The sequence below is a fragment of the Streptomyces sp. NPDC049627 genome (assembly GCF_044465645.1).
In the GTDB taxonomy this organism is placed as follows: domain Bacteria; phylum Actinomycetota; class Actinomycetes; order Streptomycetales; family Streptomycetaceae; genus Streptomyces.
This window is the reverse complement of the sequence record NZ_JBITLW010000001.1, coordinates 981,094-1,006,473: the sequence shown is the minus strand read 5'-3', so window position 1 is coordinate 1,006,473 and position 25,380 is coordinate 981,094. Positions and strand designations below refer to the sequence as shown.

At 68.5% G+C, this 25,380-nt stretch carries 23 protein-coding genes and 1 pseudogene; 8 read left to right on the top strand and 16 right to left on the bottom strand.

What is annotated here, in order from left to right; translation table 11 throughout:
- Position 1: 1 nt before the first annotated feature.
- The 7 genes from trxA to ACIBU0_RS04405 form a co-directional block, all read right to left on the bottom strand.
- Positions 2-448 carry a thioredoxin gene (gene trxA, locus ACIBU0_RS04435; RefSeq protein ID WP_398811447.1) on the bottom strand — a complete coding sequence of 149 codons (447 nt, stop codon included), beginning with the start codon at positions 446-448 and terminating at the stop codon, positions 2-4.
- Complete coding sequence (gene clpB, locus ACIBU0_RS04430; protein ID WP_398811444.1) at positions 445-3,084, bottom strand: ATP-dependent chaperone ClpB; 2,640 nt, start codon at positions 3,082-3,084, stop codon at positions 445-447. Before clpB ends, trxA begins: the two co-directional genes overlap by 4 nt.
- Positions 3,075-3,443, bottom strand: a complete 369-nt coding sequence (locus tag ACIBU0_RS04425) for a chaperone modulator CbpM (protein WP_361267183.1) — start codon at positions 3,441-3,443, stop codon at positions 3,075-3,077. The genes clpB and ACIBU0_RS04425 overlap by 10 nt, the downstream gene beginning before the upstream one ends.
- Positions 3,443-4,378: a DnaJ C-terminal domain-containing protein gene (locus tag ACIBU0_RS04420; protein WP_398811441.1), complete on the bottom strand. Its 936-nt coding sequence runs from the start codon at positions 4,376-4,378 to the stop codon at positions 3,443-3,445. Before ACIBU0_RS04420 ends, ACIBU0_RS04425 begins: the two co-directional genes overlap by 1 nt.
- A 6-nt stretch (positions 4,379-4,384) precedes the next feature.
- Positions 4,385-4,999 (bottom strand): nucleotide exchange factor GrpE, encoded by a 615-nt coding sequence (grpE, locus tag ACIBU0_RS04415; RefSeq protein ID WP_398811438.1) that lies wholly within the window; start codon positions 4,997-4,999, stop codon positions 4,385-4,387.
- 11 nt (positions 5,000-5,010) lie between these two features.
- Positions 5,011-6,927, bottom strand: coding sequence for a molecular chaperone DnaK (gene dnaK / locus ACIBU0_RS04410; protein ID WP_398811435.1), 1,917 nt, complete (start codon positions 6,925-6,927; stop codon positions 5,011-5,013).
- Between the two features lie 67 nt (positions 6,928-6,994).
- Positions 6,995-7,519, bottom strand: a complete 525-nt coding sequence (locus tag ACIBU0_RS04405; protein ID WP_398811433.1) for a general stress protein — start codon at positions 7,517-7,519, stop codon at positions 6,995-6,997.
- 304 nt (positions 7,520-7,823) lie between these two features.
- Here ACIBU0_RS04405 and ACIBU0_RS04400 point away from each other — a divergent pair, with 304 nt between their 5' ends.
- The 4 genes from ACIBU0_RS04400 to ACIBU0_RS04385 all read left to right on the top strand — a co-directional run bounded on the left by ACIBU0_RS04400 (position 7,824) and on the right by ACIBU0_RS04385 (position 11,700).
- A complete protein-coding gene (locus ACIBU0_RS04400) occupies positions 7,824-9,533 on the top strand; it encodes a PucR family transcriptional regulator (RefSeq protein WP_398811430.1) in 1,710 nt (569 codons plus the stop codon).
- Between the two features lie 130 nt (positions 9,534-9,663).
- Positions 9,664-10,086 carry an Hsp20/alpha crystallin family protein gene (locus ACIBU0_RS04395; protein WP_398811428.1) on the top strand — a complete coding sequence of 141 codons (423 nt, stop codon included), beginning with the start codon at positions 9,664-9,666 and terminating at the stop codon, positions 10,084-10,086.
- Positions 10,087-10,248: 162 nt separating this feature from the next.
- Positions 10,249-10,641 (top strand): DUF2267 domain-containing protein, encoded by a 393-nt coding sequence (locus tag ACIBU0_RS04390; RefSeq protein ID WP_398811425.1) that lies wholly within the window; start codon positions 10,249-10,251, stop codon positions 10,639-10,641.
- A gap of 498 nt (positions 10,642-11,139) precedes the next feature.
- Positions 11,140-11,700 carry a DoxX family protein gene (locus tag ACIBU0_RS04385; RefSeq protein WP_398811422.1) on the top strand — a complete coding sequence of 187 codons (561 nt, stop codon included), beginning with the start codon at positions 11,140-11,142 and terminating at the stop codon, positions 11,698-11,700.
- A 256-nt stretch (positions 11,701-11,956) separates the two neighbouring features.
- On the opposite strand, the gene ACIBU0_RS04380 is transcribed toward ACIBU0_RS04385, so the two are convergent.
- The gene (locus ACIBU0_RS04380) at positions 11,957-12,193 is read right to left on the bottom strand and encodes a hypothetical protein (RefSeq protein ID WP_398811419.1); all 237 of its coding nucleotides are present in this window, start codon (positions 12,191-12,193) and stop codon (positions 11,957-11,959) included.
- A gap of 133 nt (positions 12,194-12,326) precedes the next feature.
- Positions 12,327-12,614 (bottom strand): hypothetical protein, encoded by a 288-nt coding sequence (locus tag ACIBU0_RS04375; RefSeq protein ID WP_398811416.1) that lies wholly within the window; start codon positions 12,612-12,614, stop codon positions 12,327-12,329.
- A 337-nt stretch (positions 12,615-12,951) separates the two neighbouring features.
- Here ACIBU0_RS04375 and ACIBU0_RS04370 point away from each other — a divergent pair, with 337 nt between their 5' ends.
- The 3 genes and pseudogenes from ACIBU0_RS04370 to ACIBU0_RS04360 form a co-directional block, all read left to right on the top strand.
- On the top strand, positions 12,952-13,857 hold the full coding sequence (locus ACIBU0_RS04370) for a hypothetical protein (RefSeq protein WP_398811414.1): 906 nt from the start codon (positions 12,952-12,954) through the stop codon (positions 13,855-13,857).
- The gene (locus tag ACIBU0_RS04365) at positions 13,842-15,065 is read left to right on the top strand and encodes a hypothetical protein (protein WP_398811411.1); all 1,224 of its coding nucleotides are present in this window, start codon (positions 13,842-13,844) and stop codon (positions 15,063-15,065) included. Before ACIBU0_RS04370 ends, ACIBU0_RS04365 begins: the two co-directional genes overlap by 16 nt.
- A 541-nt stretch (positions 15,066-15,606) precedes the next feature.
- Positions 15,607-16,038, top strand: a pseudogene (locus ACIBU0_RS04360) (NACHT domain-containing protein); the annotation flags it as partial.
- Positions 16,039-16,047: 9 nt separating this feature from the next.
- Here the strand turns inward: ACIBU0_RS04360 and ACIBU0_RS04355 are convergent.
- Positions 16,048-16,275, bottom strand: a complete 228-nt coding sequence (locus ACIBU0_RS04355; protein ID WP_398811408.1) for a transposase — start codon at positions 16,273-16,275, stop codon at positions 16,048-16,050.
- A gap of 94 nt (positions 16,276-16,369) precedes the next feature.
- Entirely contained in the window at positions 16,370-19,543 is a 3,174-nt protein-coding gene (locus ACIBU0_RS04350) for a DEAD/DEAH box helicase (protein ID WP_398811405.1), read from the bottom strand.
- Between the two features lie 335 nt (positions 19,544-19,878).
- Between ACIBU0_RS04350 and ACIBU0_RS04345 the strand changes: the two genes are divergently transcribed.
- The gene (locus ACIBU0_RS04345; RefSeq protein WP_398811402.1) at positions 19,879-20,925 is read left to right on the top strand and encodes a hypothetical protein; all 1,047 of its coding nucleotides are present in this window, start codon (positions 19,879-19,881) and stop codon (positions 20,923-20,925) included.
- 147 nt (positions 20,926-21,072) lie between these two features.
- Here the strand turns inward: ACIBU0_RS04345 and ACIBU0_RS04340 are convergent, their stop codons facing one another.
- From ACIBU0_RS04340 to ACIBU0_RS04320, 5 genes are all read right to left on the bottom strand, one after another.
- Positions 21,073-21,390, bottom strand: coding sequence for a hypothetical protein (locus ACIBU0_RS04340; protein WP_398811399.1), 318 nt, complete (start codon positions 21,388-21,390; stop codon positions 21,073-21,075).
- 127 nt (positions 21,391-21,517) lie between these two features.
- Positions 21,518-22,348: a hypothetical protein gene (locus ACIBU0_RS04335; protein ID WP_398811396.1), complete on the bottom strand. Its 831-nt coding sequence runs from the start codon at positions 22,346-22,348 to the stop codon at positions 21,518-21,520.
- On the bottom strand, positions 22,345-23,058 hold the full coding sequence (locus ACIBU0_RS04330; RefSeq protein WP_398811393.1) for a ParA family protein: 714 nt from the start codon (positions 23,056-23,058) through the stop codon (positions 22,345-22,347). Before ACIBU0_RS04330 ends, ACIBU0_RS04335 begins: the two co-directional genes overlap by 4 nt.
- 195 nt (positions 23,059-23,253) lie before the next feature.
- Entirely contained in the window at positions 23,254-23,844 is a 591-nt protein-coding gene (locus ACIBU0_RS04325) for a helix-turn-helix domain-containing protein (protein ID WP_398811390.1), read from the bottom strand.
- On the bottom strand, positions 23,826-25,331 hold the full coding sequence (locus ACIBU0_RS04320; RefSeq protein ID WP_398811387.1) for a helix-turn-helix domain-containing protein: 1,506 nt from the start codon (positions 25,329-25,331) through the stop codon (positions 23,826-23,828). Before ACIBU0_RS04320 ends, ACIBU0_RS04325 begins: the two co-directional genes overlap by 19 nt.
- Between the last annotated feature and the right edge of the window lie 49 nt (positions 25,332-25,380).

The window sequence follows — 25,380 nt, the reverse complement described above, 5'->3', positions numbered from 1 at the left end:
ATCACCCTTTCCGGGCAGTGATCGACTCTTCCACCCACTGGCGCAGAACGGGCGCGGGCGCCGCCCCCGCCTGCCGGGCCACCGTCTCGCCCCGGTCGAGGACCAGCAGCGTCGGTACCGCCTGGACCTCGAACCGCCGCGCCAGGCCCGGGTTCTTGTCGATGTCGACCTTGACCAGTTTGATCTTTCCCGCGAGATCGGCGGCGACCTTCTCCAGCGCGGGGCTCACCATGCGGCAAGGGCCGCACCAGGTGGCCCACAGGTCGACGACGACGGGCACGGTGGCCTGCTCGACGACCTCGGCGAAGTCGTCGTCGCCCGCGTCGGCCATCCACGGCAGCGGCTGCTTGCAGTTGCCGCACCTGGGGCGGCCCTCGGCGGCCGCCGGCACCCGGTTGGTGCGCCCGCAGTGCGGACAGGTGACGTTGGTGGCCTGCACGGTGCTCATGCCGCCCTCGCTCCCTTCATGCCCTCGGGCTGGTCGTAGGTGACCACCAGCTCTCCGTGCTCGGCGTCGACGCGGACCGTCGCGCCGTCCTGGACGTCACCGCGCAGCAGGGCGCGCCCGACGAGGGTTTCGACCTCGTGGGAGATGTAGCGCCGCAGTGGTCGTGCCCCGTACACCGGGTCGTAGCCCTGGTGGGCGATCAACTCCCGGGCGGCGTCGGTGAGTTCGACGGTGATGCGGCGTTCGGCGAGACGACTGCGCAGTTCGTCGAACTGCAGCTCCACGATCCGCTCGATCTGCCGCTCACCAAGCGGTTTGAACAGCACGATGTCGTCGACACGGTTGAGGAACTCCGGGCGGAAGTGCCCGCGCAGTTCGCCCATAACCAGAGCGCGGGCGTCCGGCTTGATCTCGCCCTCGGCGGTGGCGCCGTCGAGGAGGTGCTCGGAGCCGATGTTGGACGTCATGATGATCACGGTGTTGCGGAAGTCGACGGTGCGGCCCTGGGCGTCGGTGATGCGGCCGTCGTCGAGGATCTGCAGCAGGGTGTTGAAGACATCGGTGTGCGCCTTCTCGATCTCGTCGAACAGCACGACCGAGTACGGCTTGCGGCGTACGGCCTCGGTGAGCTGGCCGCCCTCCTCGTAGCCGACGTATCCGGGCGGAGCCCCCATGAGCCGGCTGACGGTGTGCCGTTCCTGGTACTCGCTCATGTCGAGGCGGACCATGTTCTCCTCGGAGTCGAACAGGGCCCGGGCGAGCGTCTTGGCCAGCTCGGTCTTCCCGACGCCGGTGGGGCCGAGGAAGATGAACGAGCCGATGGGGCGGCGCGGATCGCGGATGCCGGAGCGGGCGCGGATGATGGCGTCGGCGACGAGCTTGACGGCCTCGTCCTGGCCGATCACGCGCTCGCGCAGGATCTCGTCGAGGCGCAGCAGCTTCTCGCGTTCGCCCTCCTTCAGGCGGCTGACGGGGATGCCGGTCCAGGCGGCGACGATCTCGGCGATCTCCTCCTCGGTGACAACCTCGCGCAGCAGCCGGTTCTGCCCTTGCTTGGCGGCCAGTTGCTCCTCCTCGGCCGCCAGTCGGCGTTCCAGGTCCTGGAGGCGGCCGTAGCGGAGTTCGGCGGCGCGGTTGAGGTCGTAGGCCCGTTCGGCCTCCTCCGCCTCGTGGCGGACCTGCTCCAGTTCCTGGCGCAGTTCCTGCACGCGGCGGATCGCCTGCCGTTCGGCCTCCCACTGGGCGTGTTTGGCGTCGGCCTCGCCGCGCAGGTCGGCCAGTTCCTTGCGCAGCTCCTCCAGACGGGCTTTGCTGGCGGCATCGGTCTCCTTGGACAGGGCCGCCTCCTCGATCTCCAGGCGGGTCACCCGGCGGGTGATCTCGTCGAGTTCGGCGGGCATCGAGTCGATCTCGGTACGCAGCCGGGCGCAGGCCTCGTCGACGAGGTCGATTGCCTTGTCGGGCAGGAACCGGTCGGTGATGTAGCGGTGGGAGAGCGTCGCCGCCGCGACCAGCGCTGTGTCCTGGATCTTGACACCGTGGAAGACCTCCAGGCGTTCGCGCAGGCCGCGCAGGATGGAGATGGTGTCCTCCACGCTGGGTTCGTCGACCAGGACCTGTTGGAAGCGGCGTTCGAGGGCGGCGTCCTTCTCGATGTGCTTGCGGTACTCGTCCAGGGTCGTCGCGCCGATCATGTGCAGTTCGCCCCGTGCCAGCATGGGCTTGAGCATGTTGCCCGCGTCCATGGCCCCTTCGGCGGCACCCGCGCCGACGACCGTGTGCAACTCGTCGACGAAGAGCAGGATCCGCCCCTCGGCGGCCTTCACCTCGCTCAGCACGGCCTTAAGGCGTTCCTCGAACTCGCCTCGGTACTTGGCGCCCGCCACGAGCGAGCCCATGTCGAGCGCGAACACCGTCTTGTCGCGCAGGCCCTCGGGCACGTCCCCGCGAACGATGCGCTGGGCCAGACCCTCCACAATTGCAGTCTTGCCGACGCCGGGATCGCCGATCAGGACGGGGTTGTTCTTGCTCTTGCGGCTGAGGATCTGGGTGACGCGGCGGATCTCCGCGTCACGGCCGATGACCGGGTCCAGCCGCCCGGACCGAGCCTCAAGGACCAGGTCGCGACCGTACTTCTCCAGAGCCTCGTAGGCCACCTCGGGATTGGCGGAGGTCACGCGCTGGTTGCCGCGGACCTGAGTGAGCGCGCCGAGGAAGGAATCCCGGGTCACGCCGTGCTCCTTCAGCATGCGCCCGGCGGCGGTCGCCGAGCCCTCCTCGGCCAGCGCCAGCAGCAGGTGTTCCACGGACACGTACTCGTCCTTGAGACGTTTGGCCTCCCGCTCGGCCGCATCCAGCAGCCGGGCCAGGCGCTGGGTCACGAAGACCTGGCCCGGCGCCGCGCCCGGGCCGGTCACCTTGGGCCGGCGGGAGAGGTCCTCGCGTACGGCCGCGCGCAGTTCCTTGGGCTCGGTGCCCGCCTGCTGCAGCAGCCGCGGGATCAGGCCCTCCTCCTGGTCGAGGAGGGCGAGCAGCAGATGCTCGCCGTCGACCTCGGTGTGGCCCAGGCGGCCGGCAGCGCTCTGGGCCTCCTGCAGGGCTTCCTGTGACTTCTGAGTCAGGCGGTTCATGTCCATGGCGGTAGATCACTCCTCATGCCTGCACGCCGCAGGGCGGCTTCGAGCAGGCTGATGCGGTCGAGCAGGTCAAGCACCAGACCGAGGGATGCGTAGTTCAGGCACAGCCCGGTGCGCAACCGCTGGACGCGGGCCAGGGCGGCTGGGGCCGTGGGGGCGAACACCAGCCGTCCGGAGGCGTCACGGCCGGCGTCCACCAGTCCGAGGGCGACGAACCGACGGATCAGGTCGGGATGCAGGCCTGAGCGGCGGGCCACGGTCTCCAGGGACAGCCTGGGCACAGGCACGATCGCGTACTGCGCGCCCACCTCGTGCGTGCGTGCGGGGGACGGGCGGGCCTCGGCCGGTCGGTCGGTCATCAGGTCCTCCTGGGGTCGAACGAGGAGACAGCGGCAAGTTCCTCCAACAGCTCGCGCTCCCGGTCGCTCAGCCGGGGCGGCACCATGATCCGCAACTCCGCGTACAGGTCTCCGTTCGCACCGCGCGGGCCCGGCATGCCCTCGCCGCGCAGCCGCAGGCGCCGTCCGCTGGAGGATCCGGCGGGCACGGTCACCTTCGCTGTGGCACCGCCCGGTGTGGGCACGGGCACGGTCGCGCCCAGCGCCGCCTCCCACGGGGTGACCGGAAGCCGCACGTGCACGTCCCGGCCGTCGAGGCGGAACTCGGGGTGGGGCTGGATCCGCACCCTCAGGTACAGGTCCCCGGAGGGAGCGTCGTCTCCGCTCCCGCGCCCGCCCTCCCCGGCCAGCCGGATGCGCTGGCCGTCGGTGGTGCCGGGCGGCACGTCGACCTGGTAGCTCCGCTGCCCGGACGGCCCGGCGAGGGTGACCGTACGGCGGCCGCCCCTATAGGCCTCCTCGACGGTGAGCGGCAGTTCGGCCTCCTGGTCGGCGCCGGGCACACGCATCCGCCCGGCGCCGCCGAACAGCGAGCCGAACAGATCCTCGACGTCGACCCCCTCGCCCCCGAAACCTCCCGTGGAGTACCGCACCCGGGGGCCGCCGCCGGTGGCCCACCGGAATCCGCCGCCCGCTCCGGCACCGGCGCCTACCCGCTCCTCCCAGTCCTCCGGGACCTTCCGGAAGTCCTCGCCGAAGCGGTCGTACCGGGCTCGCTGCTCCGGATCGGACAGGACACTGAAGGCCTCATTGATCTCCTTGAACCGCTCCTCCGCCTGGGGGTCCTTGTTGACGTCGGGGTGGTACCTGCGGGCGAGGGTGCGGTAGGCCCGCTGGATCTCATCCCGGTCGGCGGTGCGCGCAACGCCGAGCACCTCGTAGAAGTCGCGTGCCATGGACGGTCACTCCCGCTTGGCGACGGTCACGGCGGCAGGCCGCAGCTGCCGCTCGGCCTCCCCGTAACCGGGTCGCACCACCTGGACCACGGTGTTCGGATCGGCGTCGGAATCCTGGACCACGCCGACCACCTCGTGCCGCGCCGGGTCGAACGACACGCCCCTCTCCGCGTGGCGCGGGTAGCCCAGCCGCTCCAGGACGCTCACGGCCTGGTCACGCACGGCCCGGACACCCTCGACGATCGCACCGGGGTCGGCGGCCGCGTGGCTCAGGGCAAGTTCCAGGTTGTCGATGACGGGCAGGAAGGCCGCAGCCGTACGGGCGCGTTCGGCCGCGGCCACCCGCTCCAGCTCCCTGACGTGACGTTTGCGCAGGTTGTCAAGGTCGGCCAGGGCGCGGCGCCAGCGGTCCTCGGCCTCTCGCAGCGCGGCCGCGTATTCGTCGTCCTCGCGCAGCGCGGCCGCGTGTTCATCGTCAGGTGCGGCGGTGCCGGTTGCTGCGTCGGGCCCCGGCTCGGCCTCCTCGGCCGGCGGTCCAGGCTGCGTAAGGTCCCCGCGCGGCGGCTGTACGGCGCCTTCCGGTGGCGGGTCGGGTTCTCGGCCTCGGTGTGGCTTGGGCATGGCGGGCCACCTCAGCCCTTGTCGAACTCGGCGTCGATCACATCGTCGTCGTCCCCGGCGCCGCCCGGCGCGGCCCCGCCGGGACCGGATCCGTCCGGTGAGCCGGTGCCCGTCGGACCGCCGGTGGCGGCTCCCGCCTGGTGGGCCGCGAGCCCCGCGAAGACCTGCTGGAGTTCGGACGTCAGCGGCCGGACCTTGTCCGCCCCGGCCTCGTTCTTGACCGCCTCGCGGGCCTCGGACACCAGCATCTCGGCGCGGGCCTTCTCGTGGGCGGGCGCGGCGTCGCCGAGCTCGCCGAGACGCTTTTCGACCTGGTAGGCGATGGCGTCCAGTTCGTTGCGGGCGTCGACCGCCTCGCGCAGGGCCTGGTCCTCGCCGCGGTTGCGCTCGGCCTCCTCGACCATCCGCTCGACCTCGCTGCGATCGAGGTTGGAGCTCTCGCTGATGGTGATGCCCTGCTCCTTGCCGGTGTCCTTGTCCCGCGCGGTGACGTTGAGGATGCCGTTGGCGTCGATGTCGAAGATGACCTCGATCTGCGGCTCTCCGCGCGGCGCGGGGCGGATGTCGGTGAGCTGGAAGCGACCCAGAACCCGGTTGTCGGCGGCCCTCTCCCGCTCGCCCTGCAGGACGACGACATCGACGGCGGGCTGGTTGTCCTCGGCGGTGGAGAAGGTCTCGGAGCGGCGCACCGGGATCGTGGTGTTCCGCTCGATGATCTTCGTCATCACGCCGCCGCGTGTCTCCACGCCCAGCGACAACGGGGTGACATCGAGCAGCAGGACATCCTTGACCTCGCCCTTGAGGACCCCGGCCTGGATCGCGGCGCCCATCGCCACGACCTCGTCGGGGTTGACGCTCATGTTGGGGTCCTTGCCGCCGGTCAGCCTCCGCACCAGGGCCTGGACGGCCGGGATGCGGGTGGAGCCGCCGACGAGGATGACCTCGTCGATGTCGCTGTCACTGACCTTGGCATCGTCCATGGCCTGCCGCACCGGACCCAGGCAGCGCTCCACCAGGTCGCCGGTGATCTGCTCGAACGTGGACCGCATGATCGTCGTGGTCAGATGCTTGGGCCCGGAGGCGTCGGCCGTGACGAATGGCAGGCTGACCTGCGTCTGGGTCACCGAGCTGAGCTCGGTCTTGGCCTTCTCTGCGGCCTCGAACAGGCGCTGCAGGGCCTGTGGGTCCTGGCGCAGGTCGATGCCGTTCTCCTTCTGGAAGCCGTCGGCGAGCTGGTCGACCAGCCTGCGGTCGAAGTCGTCGCCGCCCAGATGGCTGTCGCCCGCCGTGGACCGTACCTCCACCACGCCGTCGCCGACGTCGAGGATGCTGACGTCGAAGGTGCCACCGCCCAGGTCGAAGACGAGCACCGTCTCGTGCTGCTTCTTGTCCATGCCGTAGGCCAGGGCGGCCGCGGTCGGCTCGTTGATGATCCGCAGCACTTCCAGGCCGGCGATCCGTCCGGCGTCCTTGGTGGCGGTGCGCTGGGCGTCGTTGAAGTAGGCGGGCACCGTGATGACCGCCTCCGTGACCCGCTCCCCCAGCTGCTTGGAGGCGTCGTCGGCGAGCTTGCGCAGCACCTGCGCGCTGATCTCCTCGGGCGCGTAGAGCTTGTCGCGCACCTGGAAGCGCGCCGCCCCGCCGTCCCCCTCGACCACGTCGTACGCGACGGCCTTGGCCTCTTCGGAGATCTCGTCGAAATGCCGGCCGATGAACCGCTTGGCCGAGTAGATGGTGCCCTTGGGGTTGAGAATCGCCTGCCGACGGGCTAGCTGGCCCACCAGGCGCTCGCCGGTGTCGGTGAAGGCCACCACGGACGGCGTCGTGCGGTTGCCCTCGCTGTTGGGAACGACCGTCGGCTCGCCGCCCTCCCAGACGGCGATCACCGAGTTCGTGGTGCCCAGGTCGATGCCTACTGCCTTGGCCATGAGGAACTCCTTCCGCGACGGGCGGCCCCCGTTCGCCTCAGAGTCGCGCCCGGTCTTCCGCACTCGCTCAGGTGACGGCGGGACCGCTCCGCGGGCGGCTCTTCCAAGCCCCGCCGCTTGTGCTGGTGTCGATCCCGGTGGGCAGCTCGGCCAGCAGCTGCACCGCCTCCTCGGCGACTGCGTCGTCGGCGACGACGTCGTACCGGCCGGGCTGCATGAAGCTCACCGAGGCGAAGTCCCGGCGGCCACGCTGGGCCGCGTGCACCAGCAGGCCGAACAGCGCGCCGACCAGTGCTCCGAAAACCAGCCCGTACAAGGCGAGGAGCAGCCCCGACACGACCGGATCCAGCCAGTTCAGCAGCCCGAAGATCCAACCGATCAGTGCACCGGGCAGAGCGCCGCTCGCCGCGCCGTGCAGGGCGGCGCCGCCGGGTCCCATGCGGCCGGTGACCTGCTCGACCAGGCGCACGTCCTGCCCGATGATGGCCACCCTCTCGACGGGGAAACCCTGATCGGAAAGGTGATCGACGGCGCGTTCCGCCTCCTGGTAGGTCGTGTACGAGGCGATGGTCCTGCGGGCCTGCTCGTTCATCAGCCAGTCCTTCCTGCCACGGCCACCGGTGCGCCCGGCGATCCCTGACAGGCCCAGAGTTGCAGGAGCGCAGCGCGCTCCGCCTGCACCCGGCAGGTCAGGAATCGACGCAGTGAGTCACTCCATGAGAACAAGGCCGCTACATCCTGATAAGCCGGGTGACCTTGCCTAGGCTGGGTACGCGGGGCTCGCACAGGCGTGGATCCCAACGATTCACTCGATCGCCTCCGAAGACCGGAGAACGGAGTGATCTATGGCCCGCCGTCCGTCACAGAGGTTGTCCTCTGACGTCTCCGGCCGGGAAGTGTCCCGTCTCCCGGGCGACACCGCGGGCACCGAACGGCGCGACCCCCGTTCGCTCGCGGCGCTGGACCCGTACGGGCTGCTGGTGTTGTCCCGCACCCTCTTCACCTGCACGGAGCAGAGTGAGATCGTGCGTCTGGCCATGCGGCATGTCAGTGCCCTTGGTCCCTACAACTCCGAGGCCGGATACCTCGCGACGGGCGACGGTCTGTCCCGCGTCCCCGGCCACGACGCGGGAACGCCAGCGATCGACGACGCACGCATGAAGGAGTTGGGCGAGGCTGACGGCTCCGTATCCCTTCCGGAGCGGTCCTGGAACTGGGCCTTCGGCCTGCGTGGGGCCGGCGGTCTGCTCGGCTACATCGTGGTCTCCTCCCACTCCGGACCCGATGAGCAGGGGCGCTTCCTCCTCTCGACCCTCGTGGGACTCACATCGGCGGCCCTGTCACTGGCGGCCACGCGCGCCGCGCAGCACGACAACGCCGGCGAATTGAGCCGCCTGCGCACCGAACGGGACACCGCACTGCGGCAGCTGGACACGACGCGCTCCGAGCTGCACCTGCAGAAGACCGTGCACGAGACCCTCGCCCGTGTCGCTGCCCGGGGCGGCGGCGAGGACGCCATCACCCAAGCGCTGTACGAGCTCACCGGGCTGTCAGCGCTCATCGAGGACCAGTTCGGCAACCTGAGGTCCTGGGCCGGCCCCGGCCGGCCCGCCCCTCATCCGGTGCGGTCCCCGACCTACCAGGAAGAGATGCTGCGCCAGGTCGCGCGCGAGGCGGGCCCGGTCAGGGTCAAGGCCCGGCTGATCGCCCTGGCCCAGCCACGCGGCGACGTCCTCGGCGTACTCGCCCTCGAGGACCCCGAGGCGACGGCCGACGAGCACACCATGTTCGCCTTGGACCACGCCCAGCGCCTGCTCGCTCAGGAGCTCCTGCATACGCGCGAGCTCACCGAGGTCGAACTGCGGCTGCGCCGCCAACTGATCGACGACCTCCTGGAGGGCACCGACGAGACGAGCGCCTACGCCCGGGCCGAAGCCCTCGGCCACGACCTGCGACGTACCCATTACGTGGTCGTGGTGCACTGGCCGGGCAACGCCGCAGACGACTCCTTCACCCGGGCCGTCGAGCACGCAACGGCCACGACAGCGGCCCGTCCGTTGATCACCCGTCGCGGCGACCGCGTGGTACTGCTGACCGAAGCGAGGCCCGACCACGATGCGGTGCACGCGGCGCTGGCCCATGAGCTGGGGAGGCCCGACGGAGCTATCGGGGTGAGCACCCGCTGCGACTCCCCGGACGGCGTTCCACGCTGCTATCAGGAGGCACTGCGGGCGCTGGAGGTGCGGCAGAACTCCCGCCAGCGCAGCGGGACGACGTTCTTCGACGACCTTGGGCTGTACCGGATCCTGGGGCCCGGAAACGATCTCCGGGAACTCGAAGGCTTCGTGCGAGAGTGGCTCGGCCAGCTGATCGACTACGACGCGGAGCACGACACGGAGTTGGTGGAAACACTCTGTCGCTATTTCGACTGCGGAGGCAACTACGACGAGGCGGCCGCAGCGCTGACAGTCCACCGCAGCACCCTGCGCTACCGGCTGCAGCGCATCCGTGAGATCAGCGACCGCGACCTGGCGGATGTCGACACCCGGCTCAATCTGCAGGTGGCAACGCGCGTATGGAAGATCATCCTGGATGGGCGGCGCTGATCGCTCCCAGGGCACGGGCCCGGCCCGGGGAAATATGAGCCCATGCTTGTCAAGTTTTCTTCTCTGAGTTATATGAATGGTGTACGGGCATCGCAGACCGGATCCGTCGTTCGAAAGGAGATGACCAGTGATGCTCATGCGCACCGACCCGTTCCGTGAACTGGATCGACTCACCCAGCAGGCGCTCGGTACGAGGTCCTGGCCCACCGCCATGCCGATGGAGGCATACCGCGCGGATGACGCATTCGTGGTCCACTTCGACATCCCAGGTGTCGACCCCGAGACCATCGACCTCAACGTCGACCGGAACATCCTCACCGTCCGCGTCGTCCGCCGCTCGTCGGCACCGGATGCGGCACAGGTGATCGCAGCCGAGCGCCCGACCGGGACGTACAGCCGCCAGCTGTTCCTCGGCGACAGCCTCGACACCGAGCGGATCGACGCCTCGTACGATGCCGGGGTCCTCACGCTCCGCATCCCGGTGGCCGAGGAAGCCAAGTCGCGGAAGATCCAGATCTCGGGCGGCGAGCCTCCGAAGCAGATCGACGCCTGAAGCGGGCTGCGCCGGCTTCCGGTGGGAGCCCTCGCTTCGCACTGCCGGCGGCCGGCCCTTCTCCTGCACGCACCGTGTATGACATCGTCGTCGGCGCCTTTGGCTCGGAGATCGGCGAACAGAATGAAGGAAGGGGTACCGGAGATGCGATGGAGCGAACTCGTGGAGGAAGTGCGCGAGCGCGGGGGGTACTCCACCACCAAGGAGGCCGAGCGGATCACAAAGATCGTGCTCTCCACACTGGGCGGGCACCTGACCGGTCCCGCGAAGGCCGATCTGGTCAAGCGGCTTCCTGTCGAGGCCGCCAAGGTCATTGCCGAGCAGGTACCCGTTAGCAAACCGCTGACTGGTGAGCAGTTCGTCGACAGCGTGGCGGCCCGGATCGATGGAGCCACTCCCACGACTGCCCACTGGGACGTCAGCTCGGTCCTGAGCGTGGTGGCGGACGCTGCGGGTGACCAGCTCACAGAGCGCATCATCCGTCTGCTCCCGCCCGGTTACGCCCTGCTGTTCGGCCGGGTTCGGCTTGCGGCCTCATCGCCTGTCCGCACGTGAGGTGTGCTGGTGCCGAGCAACGGCCGACGGGGGTGGGTGACCCGGCCTGTCAACGCCCCACGCGGCGCATCAGCCCTCAGGGGCCTTGCGGTTGTATTCCTCATCCTTGAGATGGACATTCCTCTCCGAATGGGGTGATGGTGATGTTCTGGTCCGTAGCGTCATCGGTTCTCAAGAGGTGCTGGCAAGCCCTGGTGAGGTACGGGCAGATCTTCGAGTGGTGGGGGGACGCCTTCGAGAGGTTCGGTAAGTCCGGCACCACACTGGACGACCTGATCACGGATGTGATCCCGCGGCCCCTGCGAGGAAGCCCCGCGCCAGTCAGCACAGTTGGTACCGCGGAGCGGCACCAAACGCCGACAACAGAGCGGCGCATGCCTGGACCGCGCAGGTCTGAGGACCTGATGGCCGGACGCGCGTGACGTTCGCACCACCGCAACCAGGGAATCATTCGCATCCCCGCAATCGGGGAATCATGGGACGTGTGAAGGAGGGGCAATGATGACTGTCGGACTCTTCCTCATTCGTGTCATCGTCGGAATGCTGCTCATCGGGCACGCCGCCCAGAAGCTCTTCGGCTGGTTCGGCGGGCACGGGCTCGCCGGCACGGGCGCCTTCTTCGACAGCGTCGGCTACCGGCCAGGACGTCGCCTGGCTCTGCTGGCCGGCCTCGCCGAGCTGACCGGTGGCCTGCTGCTGACACTGGGCCTGCTGACCCCGCTCGCCGCCGCCGTCATCGTCGGCACGATGACCGCCGCGGCCGCCATACACATGCGAAACGGCCTGTGGGTGCAGAACGGCGGCTACGAGACCCCGCTGCTCTACGCGGTCACGGCGCTGGGAGTCGCGTTCACCGGACCGGGCGGCGTATCGCTCGACCGCTTGTTCGGGCTGAGCTGGCCGTGGCCGTATGGCCTCTACGCCGCGACGCTCGGTCTGCTCACCGCCCTGCCGTTCGTCATGATGCGCCGACGGCGGCTGGCGAAGGAGCAGGGCCAACCGCAGCGGAACGATGCGCGGCTTCCGAAGCAGCGCCTGAAGATCCGTATCCCAGTCTGACCACGACCGGGCCCCAGTGCCGTTGGAGCGCGTACGCCCCGGCACCGGGGCCTGAGTCGCGCCGGGAGTTCGCCGTGTGCGTGGCCTGTGAGACCCTCCCGTACCTTCTCCTTGACGTCCGCGGGGGCCGCGGGCTCGCGGTAGATGGTGCAGCTGCCGACGAGCCGTTCCCGCAACGGGCGGAGGAGGAGGTCGACCATAGGCCGCCGCCGTTCGCCGGTGCAGGTACCTCGACGCTGGCGGGACAGCGCCTGAACTACGGCGGCTTCTTGATCGCCGCCTCGTCCTTGGGTGTGATCTTCCAGCCGATCGTGTAACGGACCGTGCGCCGCTTCGTGTTCAGCCCCTGAAGGTGTTCCGGCAGGCCGTAGATGGCGCCCGCGGCGTCGACGCGGACAAGGTCTTCGACCGGGAAGAGTGCGGTATCTGAGGCAAGGACTCGGACGTGGTCGTCCGCGGTGTTCGCCCCTGTGTTACGCGCCCGCAGTTCCATCGCGAGGCTCTCGCCGGCGTCCGCCAGCCAGCTGCCCAGCGGGTGGAAGGCGAACGTGCCTTTGAACGTGGCCGCGGCCCCCTGCCTTCCTGGACGCGCTCGTGATGACCGTGACCTCCAGGTGAACGACGAGTCAGCCCGCCAGCCTCCGTCCGGCGACAGTGAGCCACGGGAAGCTGGCGGGCCGCAGGTGGAGCAGCATCCACAGGTGCCGGCGCACCCGTCGCTGCACCTTCGCGATCTCCAGCACGGTCTTGTCGCCCAGTTCGGCCAGCAGGCGACGCATCGTCGAGTCCGAAGGCGCAGGGCCGAACCGGCCCTGGTGGTGGGACTGGAGCCGCTCGGACTCCAGCAGACTCCGCGCCCCGAGCGCCATCGCGATGGCGACGGGCAGTGACGGAACATGGGGCGGTTGTCCCAAGTGACGAGACAGCGACGGTGCGTTTCCTTATGGTGGGCCGCGAGGCATGGCGAGCGCCCCGTACAGCTGGGTTCTGTACGGACGCCTGTGTCCTGTACCGAGCGCACAGGACGTATTACGACGTGGGGGAGCTGGCATGACCGCAACTGCACCGGACGGGACACCGGACCCGCAGCCGAGCGCCGCGAGAGACAACGCTCCAGAGCCGACGGGGCAGCAAGGAGGCTCGGACGCCACCGCGCCGTCTGCCCCTAGTCAGCCCCCGCCGGAGAGGTCCGCCGATACGGGAGGCGGACGCGATGACAGCTTAGGGGCGATCACCTCCGAAGCGCTTGGAGTGGACCCTGCTGCCTCCCGGCGCAAGAAGATCCTGTGGCTGTCGGTGACGGCGACGGTGGGTCTCCTGGGCATGCTGGGTGGCGCGCTGCTTAGCTACTACATGATCAAGCCGAGCGTGACCAGGGAGAACGATTCCAACAAGGGGTACGACGCCTCCCAAGCGCCCTTCACGGCGTCCGTGCAAACCGAGTTAGGCGACCCACGCCAGGACTGGGTCATGGTCCTCGACCGCGAACTGACCAAAGGCGAGACGCGGAAACTGACGTCCAGTAATGACGCCTCCGCCGCCTTCGCGTACCTCAAGTCACTCGGCGGCCGCCTGTTGACCTACGCGTCCTACCTGGAGCACGCCCCGGAGCAGTACACGCAGCGGACGTCGACCGGCCGCTTGGAACTCTCGGGCACCTTCAAGCTGAGAGTACTGAGCACCCGGTCCGCCCCCGTGGTCATCGACGACTGGAAAGCAACCGACGTCAGCTGCCGGCCGAGCACCGCGAAGACGGTCGTCGGCTATCCCTCGCAGGGCGGAGTCGCCTACCAGGGGATCCGGGTCCACGTCCCGCCCCGAGGCGGCGAGCCGGTGCTGACCGACGATGACGAGGGACAGGGCGAGCCCTACTTCGACACCCACAACATTGAGGTTGGCAACGGCCAGTCCTCGGGCGCCATGCGCGTGGAGGCGATCGCGCCGCCAGGACAGTCGTGCGAGTGGGGGATCAAGGTCCACTACATCGACGCCTACCAGAAGGCGCAGTGGCTGCAGTTGAAGGACAGCGACGGGAAGGCGCTGCGCATCCGCACGGAGTCCGTCCCCGCCGACCCCCGGCAGACGTGGGTCTTCGGGGCCGTCCCCTGGACGGCGTGCCACCAGAAGACCAAGGAGCCGATGTGCGGCCTGGTCTAGCCGGAAAAGCTGCGGTCCTTGCGGTCCTCGCGATCCTGCCCCTTCAGGCCTGCACCTCCCAACCGAGCGAGCAGCCCGCGTCCGGGCCTTCGGCGCGCTCGGCGCCCTACCTGGGCAACCGCGGATACGCCCTTGCGGACAGTCCCTTCACCCGCAAGGACACGGTCGTCACCGCCAGGTGCGGCGTAGGCGCCCGCTACGTCGGCGTCGCCGTGACGGCATGGGACCCGGAGAGCTGGAAACCGCGCGCGACACGGTGGTTCGCCGTTCCGGAGGACGCCGCGTTCAACAACTATTCCGGTGCCAAGACGATCCACAGCCCACTCGCAGACCTCTGCGCCGGTAAATCGGACGCACCGGCCCCCTATCCCACGGACCGCCTGGAACACATCGCTCCCCGGGTCCGCGCGCTCTTCGACCTGTCCTACACGCGCATGGCGGTGATCCTCCGGGACCCCGCAAGGAAGACCGCCTCTCACGTCGGTTTCGTCAAGAGCGACGCAGAACAGGACGACTTCGTGCGCCTGAGCGATGCCGCGGGCGACGACGAGCAGAACGCGGTGATGTCGCCGGACGGGCGCAGCGTGTGGTTCACGTACACGGACCGCCACGGCCGGAAGAGGATCGGTTCCCGGTCCGCCGAGGGCGACCACCACCTGTCGGACGAGGGCCCGGCCGCGGGGAACGACCTGCCTCTGACCATCACGGGCAAGCCCGCGCGCGCCATCCAGGCGAACATGGTGCACCTCGCACCGGACGGCCGCCGACTCACAGCGACCGCACCCAAAGTCTTCGGCACCGTCTTCGACACCTGGAACTCCTCAGGCCCGCTCAGCAGAACGTCGGCGCGCGGTGCCGTGCTGCTCAGCGGATGCGCCGGCGTCGTCGGCTGGGCCGGTGACGACCGGGTGCTGTGCCGCACGTCGTCCGGTTCGTTTCGGACCATGAACGCTCGCACCGGCCGCGCCGCGGGCGCACCGATCAGCGTGGTCGGCCCGCAGGACGGCACCGTCGCGGAGGGGATGCTGGTGTCGCCCGACGGGACGAAGTTCATCGTCTCCGTCCACCGGCCCAATGCCGAGCAGGACCCCGACTACGGGTACCAGGCGCCCGACCTCCGGGTGGTGCCGACCACACGGAAAGGAACGGCGACCGATCTCGCTGACGAGGAACTGGACGTACACACGGTGTTCCTGAGCTGGTTGTGAGCGGCTGTGCGCGGCCCGGCGTCACTGCGGCCGCGGTGACTGTGCGAGGCACTCGACGCTCGCTGAAACTGAATCTCCCCACCGGGGCTCTGAATGGACCAAGAGTTGCTCGGCTTCAGTCCCTAGGTGCGCACGTGCCGCCCGCTTTGGTCGACTCGAAACGAATGAAGATGATTTCTTACTCGGCGGAGGCGTGGACCCGGAAGATGCCTCGCATGGGGGCATCACGCACACGCCGGTCGCTGTTGTCTATCTGATCCTGCAGCCCGCTGCCGCGGCACTGGCGCTGTGGCTGTCCAAACGGTTTGATGTGGCCCCTTAGCCGTCACAGCCGTCGCACTGGCGCCGAGCTTGCCCGGCGCCTACCGGGCCGACCGTACCGAGGCCGCGGCAGACACCGACACGAAGGTCAAGAGCTTGGCCGCCGCCGTAGCTGTCGACGAGGCCCGGCAGCGAGCTCAACTAATCGGCCCCGGCGCCCACCGCATCGACCTGACCTTCACCCACCGGCCCGAACCCGCCAACAACGCTAGTGGCGCCCATGCCCAGGGGTTCGCTCATTGACATCGTCTCGTATTACCAGAATCTGCGCCCTGCCCGTTTGGTGATCACTGGCGAACCAGGTGCCGGCAAGACGCTGCTTGCCGTCGAACTCATCCTCGGTCTGCTCACGCACCCCGACCGTAAGCAGGCCGACATGGTTCCGGTTCGCCTCTCCCTGGCGAGCTGGGACACCAGCCGCCCCCTCCCGGATTGGCCCACAGACCAGGTCCACGAGCGGTTCCGCGGCCGCGGCATCAGCCGCGCAGACGCCCGGCAGTTGGTCCAGGGGCACCACATCCTGCCTGTCCTCGACGGTCTGGACGAGATGGACACCGCCACAACGGCCGCCGGCCGCCGCAGCGCCCTGCGCGCCCTGCAAGAGCTCAACACCGGCACCCGGGCAGGGGCAGCGGTGGCGGCCAGCTCGCGGACGAGCGGATCATTTTGCCGGCAGGTTCGCCTGCGACAGATACGCCGCAGCCCTCCGCAGACCCTCGTTCTCCTGCTCAAGCAGCCGGATCCGCTTCCGGGCCTCGCGCAGTTCGGCCGATTCACCCGACGCCGTTGCGGGCCTGGCGCCCTCGTCGGTTTCGGCACGACGCAGCCACTTCGACAGCGTGATCGGGTGGACGCCGAAGTCGGCGGCGAGCGGATACGGCTTGGGCACTGCGACATCTTTCCAGGCTGCCTTTCAGCAAGCCAGGTCAGGTGTCCCCCGATCGTGCAGCAGTCCCGCGCGTGTGCCTCGGATAGATGATTGGTCAGGCACTGCAGTAGACGACGAACGTGCCTCGGGTGAGGGCATGGACGTAGGTGTCGGCGCCGGCCAGCAGCCGCAGCTGTTCTTCCGTGCATGCGGCCGCAGACAGCCCGGGCTGGGCGAGCACTGTGCGGATGCGAGGCCGCAACTGCGGCGCAAGCTCCCGGATCCGGTACAGCTCTTCGATGTTGCCGGCCTCGAAGGGTGAGACCCCGGTGCGTGCCCGGAAGCTTCTGGCGCGCCGGTCCAGATGGTTCAGGAGCGGGCCCAGGTGGTCCTGCCGCCACTTCGCGCCACGGACGGCCTGGCCGCACAGCTCGTACAAGTCAGCCACCCGGCCACCGGGGGTCGGCTCGGAGGAGTACTTGCAGTGCACCAGGGTGACGACCAGTTCGTCTCCGTCGATCTTCATTCCGACCAGGTCGGCTGCTTCGCGAGCGCGGTCGTCGTCGATGAGGACGTCGAACTCGTGGGACTCTTGCAGGTGGGCGGAGATGTAGGCCTGGATGGAGTCGGGTTCGCGCGTGGCGGTCTGCGACTCCTTTTGGATATCTACCCCGGCCCAATCCAAGACGCTCAGTCGCCTGCGGTCGAAGGGGTCGAGATCCTTGCGAGGGGCGAGCAACCGGTCCTCGGCGGTGATCATCTTGTCGCCCGCCAGGAACAGGGTGGGCTTGTTTCGATTGATCCATTCCTGAAGCGGATACTCGTGGATTCCCGAGCGGACATGTCCGTCCGACTCGTCGGGCGTATAGGTCAGCCCGTTGTGGGTGAAGTCGGCGCTGTAGGAGATCTGCCAGGCAGGAGTGGCCAGGCGAAGCCGGAAGGGGCCGGTGGGGGAGTGGTCGGCGACTTCCAGGGCCACGTCGACGGCGGGATAGGACGTGCCGGCGTAGGAGATCTGCGGGCCGGGCCCGCTGCCGGTGAACAGGGGCCAGGGCCATTCGGCCGCGATGAGTACGCCTTCGGGCCGTTCGGTGAGGTCCTCGGGGAAGATGAACCCGTCCATGACGCTGGCCAGGTCGATGCTGGCGTCGGTGAGCTTGGCTCCCTGCTCGTCGCACCAGTTGGTCCAGGCCTTGAGATTGGGGGCGGTCTGCATAGACCAGAACCGTCCCGACAAGGCGGCGCTGATGGTGGTCTTCTCCCCGTTGCGGAATCCAGAGGCGGCGATGTGGGTCTGGCTCTTGCCCTGCCGGTCGGCGGTGGTCAGTGCCTCGTAGACGTCGCTTCCAACATGCATGGAGAAGCGGTTGAAGTGGTCTCGTGAATCCAGCAGGCCTACGTTGGTGGGGATCAGGCGCTCCATGTGGCCCAGCACCCGGAAGGTGACCATGCCGGTGACCGGTCGGGAGTCCATGCCGAGGACGGCCTGGGCGAGTTCGCGGTAGTCGCCGGTGTTGTTCGAGCCATGGATGTAGAGCAGGCCTCGGATACGGCTGAAGTACATGATGATCAGCTCGTAGGTGATCTGCTCCAGGGCTTGCGGGGCGCCCCAGCGGACTTCGCTGCGGTTCTCCACGACGAACCAGGCGACGGTGGAAGTGGTGTTGACAGCGATGGTGCTGTCCAGGATGCGGCCGTCGCCGTAGACGGCCAAGGCCCGTTCCGGAGTCCAGTTGTGGCCTGGAGCGCGGTGGGCGATGGCGCTCATCTTGGGTTCCAGCACCGTGACCGACACCTCTTCCGGGGTGTCGGTGAAGGAGGCCTCGAAGTCGCTGAGCTCCTCCACGCTCGCTGTGGCGCGTTCGGTGATGTCGTGCAGGATCGTGTCCCAGTCGGCGTCCTCGCGCAGCAGTTCACGCAGCGGCGACAGGGCGACCGACGGATCGCGGGCTACGAACACCGAGGCCGTTCCGATCGTGGAGTTGGTGGAAGTGGAGCGGGTGAACCGTCCGATGAACTGGATCATCGGGCTGAGGCTCTTCTTCACGTCGTGCAGTGCGGCGATCTTCAGGGCCGGCAGGTCGAATCCTTCACCGAGCATGTCGACGCAGACCACGATCCGGCACGACCGGTCCTGGAGAGCGGCCAATGCCGCACGTCGAGCTCTGGTCGCTACTTTCTCGTGCAGAACGGTCGGATTCAGCTCCGGAGCGAGGGATTGATAGAGCACGCCGAGTTCTTTGGCCCGCGCGATGCTCCGCGCCCGCGCCATCACGATGTGGTCCAGCCCGGCATCCAGGTCCGCACGGAGCTGTGTCACGGCCAGCTGTGCGAGCGCCCGGTCCGTGTCCTCCAGGCTGAGCACAGCCCGGTAGTTGACGGGGGTGAAGTAACCATCCCGTTGGGCCTCGCGGAGCGGGAACCGAAAGATCGTCCGGCCGGGAACCGGGCGCCCGTCCTCCCTGAACGGAGTGGCGGTGAACAGCAGGACATGGCGGTCGGAGAACGCCTCGACAACGCGTGACCAGCTGGGCGCCGGTGCATGATGGGCCTCGTCGACCATGAGGTGGCTGAATGCAGCCAGCAGTACCTCGCGAGCCTCCGGCTCGCAGGCCTGCAGGGCGTGCGGCGTCGCGACCACCACATTGCAGGCAGCAGCGAATGCCGCCGCCTCGGCAGCGTCACGGAAACCGTGCAGGAGTTTGCCCACCACCGGCCGCATCACGCTCGGAGTGACAATCTGGTGGGTGTGCAGGATGCCGAGCGACTCGAATTTCGCCGCGATCTGGTCACGCAGCGCGGCGGTCGGCACCAGAACCAGCAGACGCTCAGGCCGGGCGGCCACGAGCAGCGCGAGCATCGTCTCCGTTTTACCCGTCCCCGTAGGCATCACCACGATTCCCGGAGCGGTCACCCCGGAGGCCCAGTAGCCGATCACCGAGTGAAGGGCGCCGATCTGCGGACGTCGCAGCGCGTGCGGTTCGGCGTGGTCGCGGAACCCGATACCGTCAACGAACGAGTCCAGCACCGCCTGCGGTGAGCGAAGCGCGCTGTCGCCAATCCACCCCACACGTCCGCCCGTTCTGACGGTGGGTATGACGGCTGTCAGCTGCTCAGGCTCCTTGCCTCCGGCACGTATCGCCGGCCATCTGCCCTGGACACTGGCCACCTCCAGGCTGGCGGCTGTCTCTAGGACTTCCAGAGGCCCGGAGGGCACCAGTAGTTGGCGGACCTCATTGCGGGCGAACACCATTTGCTGGGCCCACACCTTGCTGGTCGCGACGTGCATACGTGCTCCTGTTCCCACAAAGCCTGGGCTGGTAGCACAGTCGCCCCAGTGCCCTCACCCAACCAACATGCCCCTTGCAGCACGTTAGTAGGGGTTAAACGGATATACCCCCGTGAGTCGGCTACCGCACCTCAGATGCCGATCCTGCCCGCCTGCCATCAGCAGCCCACACGCTTCACGATCTCTCTGACCGTCTTGAACAGGGCCTGCAGAAGCACGCTTTGGAGAACCGGTCAAGCTGCAACGGGCGGTCTGGACCGAGTGAAGTCCAAGGAGGTCGGAAGCCAGCGAACCGACACAGCCTGTCAGTGCCGCTCGCTACAGTGAGTGAACAAGTGCGGAGCACCCAGGAGACCAAGTTGGAGCTCAGTCGGCGTACCATCCGTGACCTGGCTGAAATGATCTGTGGCGATGATGTCCCGGCATTGAGGCACTTCATCTATCGCAGCAGCAGCCGCCTTACGGAGTTCTTCGACGAGGCGGGCATGGAGTACCAGCATGACGGATCGACCCGCCGGATCTGGGTGGGCGATGTCCTCAAGGAGGTCCTCAAGGAACCTGCAAATGGCCCTCATGGCGTCCCTCTGGAATTCGCGCGTGTCATCCGGGTACTCATGGACCAGCGGGATGCGAGGGAGGAGGAAGCATCACGCCCCGGCGCTCTGGCTCATCTCAATACCGTACTGGTTCAGGACGGCTACGAGGCGTTCTATGGGGAAGACCGCAAGTGCTACGTTCGGCACATTGCCACTAACACGATCGCACAGCAGGCGCAGAATCCCCACCGTCCACTGACTACGTTGGAGCGCCAGCGTCGGGACGATCTGATCGGCTATCTCGATAGGTGCTCAGAGGACGACTTGATCGAGAGAGTGCTGTTGCCTCTATTCCGGCAGCTCGGGTATCAGCGCATCACCGCGACCGGTCATAAGGACAAGGCGCTGGAATACGGCAAGGACATCTGGATGAAGTACGTCCTGCCGACCAGTCATGCCATTTACTTCGGGCTTCAGGTCAAGAAGAACAAGCTCGATGCAGCAGGGATGTCAAGGCAGGGGAACGCGAACGTCGCCGAGATCCTCAACCAGACATTGATGATGCTCGGACATGAGGTTTTCGATCCAGACTTCAACAGACGTGTCCTGGTCGATCACGCCTACATCGTTGCTGGCGGAGAAATCACCAAACAGGCGCGGTCATGGATCATCAACAGTCTCGATGCGGCGAAGCGGCGTCACATCATTTTCATGGATCGGGAAGACATCGTGAACCTGTTCGTGGTGACGAGTCTGCCTGTTCCGACCCTGGTCGCTCGGTCCGTGCAAAACCCCACGGCGGCAGGCGCCGTCGGCTCGACGTCCAGTGAAAGGGCACCATTCTGACAAGAGCCGATGATGAGAAGGGGGCTCCAGAAAGTACGAGTCGATTTGTTACTCGCGTGGCCAAGGAGTGAAAGCTCGTCGGGGAGCAGGTGTGACACGAAGGCCTGTGCAGCGGGGAGTCGAGCGGCATTTGGCTCGGCTGTTCGCTTATGGTGCTTCGGCCTGGGGCGGATTGAGATCGGGCGGGTAGCCCTTGGCGCGAAGCCAGGTGTCGAGAGCCAGGGCGACGATGTCGCCGTGGGGAATGTCCTGTTCGGCGTTGTAGCGGCGGATGCGCCGCTGGAGTTGCAAGACATCTGGGACGGCGTAGTTGAGCTGTCCGCGTTTGATGTGGCGGTTGCCGATGACCGCAAGAGTGTCGGGATGGGGAGTGAGCGGATCGCCGGTGGGCTGGGACTGGGCTTCGAGTGCGTCTGCGATGTCGCGCAGGCGACGGGCGTGGTGGGAGAGGTCGGGCACGAACATTGCTCCGGTCGGTCCGGCTAGGCGACTAGTTAGCCGCCTATTGGGCTATTGGAATAGTCGGCGGAAGGGGCGGCCGCGCACTCAGTGAGCTTTCCGGGCCGCAGCCGCCCCTGTGCCGTACGGTGGGTCAGAAGCCGCGGGTGGTAAGCCATTCGTCCAGCGCGACCGAGACGATGTCGCCCATGGGCAGGTGATCGAGTTCGTTGTCCAGCGCGAACCGCTTAATCCGCTTCTTCAGCCTCAGCGCAGCGGGGACCGAGGCGTCGAGGCCCTCGCGCGCGATGATGCGCTGATTCAGGACGACCGCCACCTCGGGGATATCCTTCGGGCGCCCGGGCCCGTGTTCCCATGACGTCCCGTTAGCGGGTGCCGCATGCGAACCGGCGTGCTGCTCGTACTGCGGACCGGGCGTTCCGCTGCTGACCGGGAACGCGGTGTTGGTGGTAGGCGGCAGAACCGCATGGCGTACGGCCATCTCAGCTTTCTGAGTCGGCCCGTTCTGCGAATCGTGCTCGGCCGACTGTGCGGGCTGGACCGTACGTGCTGCGGGCTCGGGGGCCAGGACCGGAGGTGGCACCTGCCCCTCCATTGCCTCCCCAGCGGATTCCGTCCCCGCCTCGGGGGCGACGTCAGCGGGGCGAACCAGCTGACTGGTGGCCGGCTCCGGCACGGGGCCGCTCGGCGCCTCGGCAGTCGGCTGGGGAGAGGTCTGTGCCACGTCGGGCGCCGCCCCGGTCCGGCCGTGCGCCGATGCCTCGGCGGGAACGGCGGAAGGCGCGGGCTGAACCTGCGCCTCGCCCGCAGCGGGACGGCCTTGGCCCTGGGCGGCAGTCTGTTCGGCGGCGTACTGCTCGGGGGTGAGCTCGGCGGCCGGGGGAGGGGGCGGCGGGGTCGCCTTCTTGGCCCCGCCCAGGGTGCGACCCGTGCGGCGGGCTGGAGGCTTCATACGCTCGCTCATGCCGTCAGCTCCTTCATCAGCTCGGCGTACTCGCTCAGCTCGGTCGGGATCTCGCCGAAGGCCTCCATGTAGTGCACCCAGGAGTGGATGACGGTCTCGGCGAGCGGGAACGGCTCGTCGCGGTCCGGGCCGATGCCCTCGCCCTGGGCGGGCTCCAGCAGCTTGTCCTTCGCGTTGCGGGGCAGGCTGGTGCGGTCGTCGGCCTTGACCAGCACCACGTGGGCGGTGACGTCGCGCTCGTTGCGGGCGGCGGCGCGCTCGGCCTCGTCGAAGGTGGCCACGAGCTTGCGGCGCTCGATCTTGGTGGGGGCGACCGGCACGAGCAGCAGGTTCGCCTCGGTAACAGCCTCGTGGAAGATGCGGGCGCTGCCGCCGCCGGCGTCGACCACGATCGCGCCGAACTCGGACCGCTTGGCACGGACGTACTCGGCGATGTCGTCGAACGGGTACCGCTCGACCACCAGGTTGGCGGGGATCTCGAAGCCGGCGGCCTGGGCGACCTTGAACCAGTCGTAGGCGGACTGGCTGGTGGCGTCGGCGTCCAGGAGCAGCGTCGGCAGGTCGAGGACGACGGCGTAGTAGAGGGCGATGAACCAGGCGGAGGTGGTCTTGCCGGTGCCGCCCTTGAGCATGCCGACGACGATGACGAAGGCGTCCCAGGCGTGGGCTGTGGCCGCGGCCAGGGTCTTGTGACGGGTGTTCTCGTTCACGTGCTTGATCTCCTGAAAAGGGAAGGGGTGTTGTCTCGTGCGGTTCGGTGACAGTGCCGCTGCTCTGCCAGCACGTCTTCCGGCGGATTGGGGGAGGTGCCCGTGCCCCGCAGCTGCAGCCGGGATGGCCTTCGGGCAGGACGCGCATGCGACGGACATGGCGGGTGGAACGAGCGACGGCTCTGTCTGGCGCGCTCATGGCCGTTTCCCTTCACGAGGAGCAGGGCCGTGGCGGTGCTGAGGCCGCATGCGGGTGCCTGCCTGGTGCAGGAGCCGGTAGACCGTGGCAACGGAGTAGTTGCACTCCTTGGCTAGGTCCGGGACCGTGGCGCCGGCCTCGTAGCGCGCCCGCAGAGACAGCGCCAGCTTGTGCCGCTCAACGGCCCGCGCCGCGGCGCGCATTCGCAGCGTCTGCTGCGTCGTGCGCACGGTGCCGCCGGCCTCGATCAGCAGACGCCGGGCACCACGCCTCGTCCCTCCCGCAGCCGCGGCGAGTTCGGTGAGCGTCGCCCCCTGCTGCTCGTAAAGGGTGCGCAGACGGGCTGCGAGACGTCGGCGGGCTTGGGGATCCTGGCGCATCCTGCGGGTCTGCCACGAGGTGCGCATGACGGTCCCGGCATCGTGCAGCCGGTTGAGGACCGTGCCGTACGACAGACCGCTGACGGCAACGAGTTCGTCGACGGTCGCACCGGACTCGTACTGCTTGCGCAAGGCATCCGGAGTCACCGGGTGACTCTGGGCAGAGTTCGTTGGAGGGTGTTGTTGGTTCATGCGGCGGAGTTCCATTCGCTGAGGGCTTCGGCATGGGCGGCGGCCAGCTCGTCGTAACTGCGCTGGTCGGCAGGGGTGATGAGGATCAGGCGGCCGTCCGTGGCGACCCGCCAGTCGGAAGCCGGACGACCTGTGACCGGGTCGAGGACGCGCCCGTCCGGGGCGTGCCAGGTCGGCGGGATCTCGTCGGGGCGTGACGCGGGGACCAGCACTCGGCGGCCGTCGCGGACGATCACCACGGCCTGGCTGCGGTGCTCCGCGAGCCGGTCCAGCGCCTCCCGGTAGGCCGCACGCTCGACCGCGTGCAGGGCCTTCCGCCGGGCCGCGACACCCGCAGTGCCGTGGTGCTCGGCGACCTTGTCCCAGCCCTGTGCCGCCGCTGCGGTGAGGCCGGTATCCGCGCCCGGGAGGCCGTCACCAAAGCCCTCCAGAGCACGCGGCGCCAGGGCCCAGGTCTCCCCGGTGTGCTGCACGAGGCCGTGCTCGGCGAGGCGTTTCAGAGTCCTATAGGCGGTCGCGCGGGACACCGAGGAGGTACCGACGAGCTCAGCGACCGTCTGGTGGGGGCGCTGGTGCAGGGCGCTGATGAGCATGAGGGCGGCGCTGCCGAGGCCGTGATGGGCGAAGGCGTCGTGGCCCATCAGACGGCCGAGGACGGTGGAGTCGATGTCGGCCGTCGTGGCCGTCTCAGGGGTGGGCCACTCCTCAAGTGCCGGGTCGGGGGGGAACTGAGTGGTCCGGAAACGAGACATCGGAGCAGGGGCACCCTGGCTGGGAGCGCTGCCGCAATCGAGGTACCACGTGGAGCCCTCCCGTCCGTAGCCCACCCGCAGCCGGCGCAGCCAGCCCTGCGGCTTGAGGACGGTGTCGTAGACGGCCCGCAACGTCGTGCGGGAGATGCCGGCTTCCTCCGCGGTCTGCCGCTCACTGGCGTGATGCAGCGGGCCGCCCGCGATCTCGGCGAAGGTCAGATGCGCCCGCAGCACCCGCAGCGCGGTCCGCCCCCGCTCCCCGCGCCAGGGCGTGGTCTCGATGCGGTCGCGCAGCGCGGCGAGAACCTCGTACGCGTCGTGCCGGGAGTCCACCGCCCTGGTGGTGCTGACCGCTTCCGTGGCGTTGGCCCAGACCCGCCGGATGTAGTCCAGGGCGCGCGACTGCCCGGACCGCAACGCGATGTTGCGGGCGTGCCGCCCGCCTTCGTGGTCGGGGTGCAGCAGGAGCTGGGTGAGCTGGTCGACGGTGCCGCCGGCGCGGGCCACGTGGCAGGCGATGGCCGCGGTGATCCGGTGCCCGTGCTCAGCCGCCCCCTGCCGGTCCGCACGCAAGGCCACCGTCCGGCCGCCGGGGGCGAGCCGGCTGTAACTGCCGGTGGCGTAGCGGCCGGTGAGGTCTCCGAGCAGAATGAGATCGGTTGCGGCCGACGGAAGTCGGGCGTATTCCAGAAGGCCGCGGAATTGGGTGGAGTTTCGTTGAGTGAGGGCGTGATGGGTGCTGTCTGGCACGGTGAGGTCGTCTCGCAAAGACGTGGACGCCACCCAGGCCCGCTAAAAC

Bases quoted from the DNA above. Each gene is read 5' to 3' on its own strand.
- trxA (WP_398811447.1), bottom strand. From the start codon at position 448: ATGAGCACCGTGCAGGCCACCAACGTCACCTGTCCGCACTGCGGGCGC.
- clpB (WP_398811444.1), bottom strand. From the start codon at position 3,084: ATGGACATGAACCGCCTGACTCAGAAGTCACAGGAAGCCCTGCAGGAG.
- ACIBU0_RS04425 (WP_361267183.1), bottom strand. From the start codon at position 3,443: ATGACCGACCGACCGGCCGAGGCCCGCCCGTCCCCCGCACGCACGCAC.
- ACIBU0_RS04420 (WP_398811441.1), bottom strand. From the start codon at position 4,378: ATGGCACGCGACTTCTACGAGGTGCTCGGCGTTGCGCGCACCGCCGAC.
- grpE (WP_398811438.1), bottom strand. From the start codon at position 4,999: ATGCCCAAGCCACACCGAGGCCGAGAACCCGACCCGCCACCGGAAGGC.
- dnaK (WP_398811435.1), bottom strand. From the start codon at position 6,927: ATGGCCAAGGCAGTAGGCATCGACCTGGGCACCACGAACTCGGTGATC.
- ACIBU0_RS04405 (WP_398811433.1), bottom strand. From the start codon at position 7,519: ATGAACGAGCAGGCCCGCAGGACCATCGCCTCGTACACGACCTACCAG.
- ACIBU0_RS04395 (WP_398811428.1), top strand. From the start codon at position 9,664: ATGCTCATGCGCACCGACCCGTTCCGTGAACTGGATCGACTCACCCAG.
- ACIBU0_RS04385 (WP_398811422.1), top strand. From the start codon at position 11,140: ATGATGACTGTCGGACTCTTCCTCATTCGTGTCATCGTCGGAATGCTG.
- ACIBU0_RS04380 (WP_398811419.1), bottom strand. From the start codon at position 12,193: ATGGAACTGCGGGCGCGTAACACAGGGGCGAACACCGCGGACGACCAC.
- ACIBU0_RS04350 (WP_398811405.1), bottom strand. From the start codon at position 19,543: ATGCACGTCGCGACCAGCAAGGTGTGGGCCCAGCAAATGGTGTTCGCC.
- ACIBU0_RS04340 (WP_398811399.1), bottom strand. From the start codon at position 21,390: ATGTTCGTGCCCGACCTCTCCCACCACGCCCGTCGCCTGCGCGACATC.
- ACIBU0_RS04335 (WP_398811396.1), bottom strand. From the start codon at position 22,348: ATGAGCGAGCGTATGAAGCCTCCAGCCCGCCGCACGGGTCGCACCCTG.
- ACIBU0_RS04325 (WP_398811390.1), bottom strand. From the start codon at position 23,844: ATGGAACTCCGCCGCATGAACCAACAACACCCTCCAACGAACTCTGCC.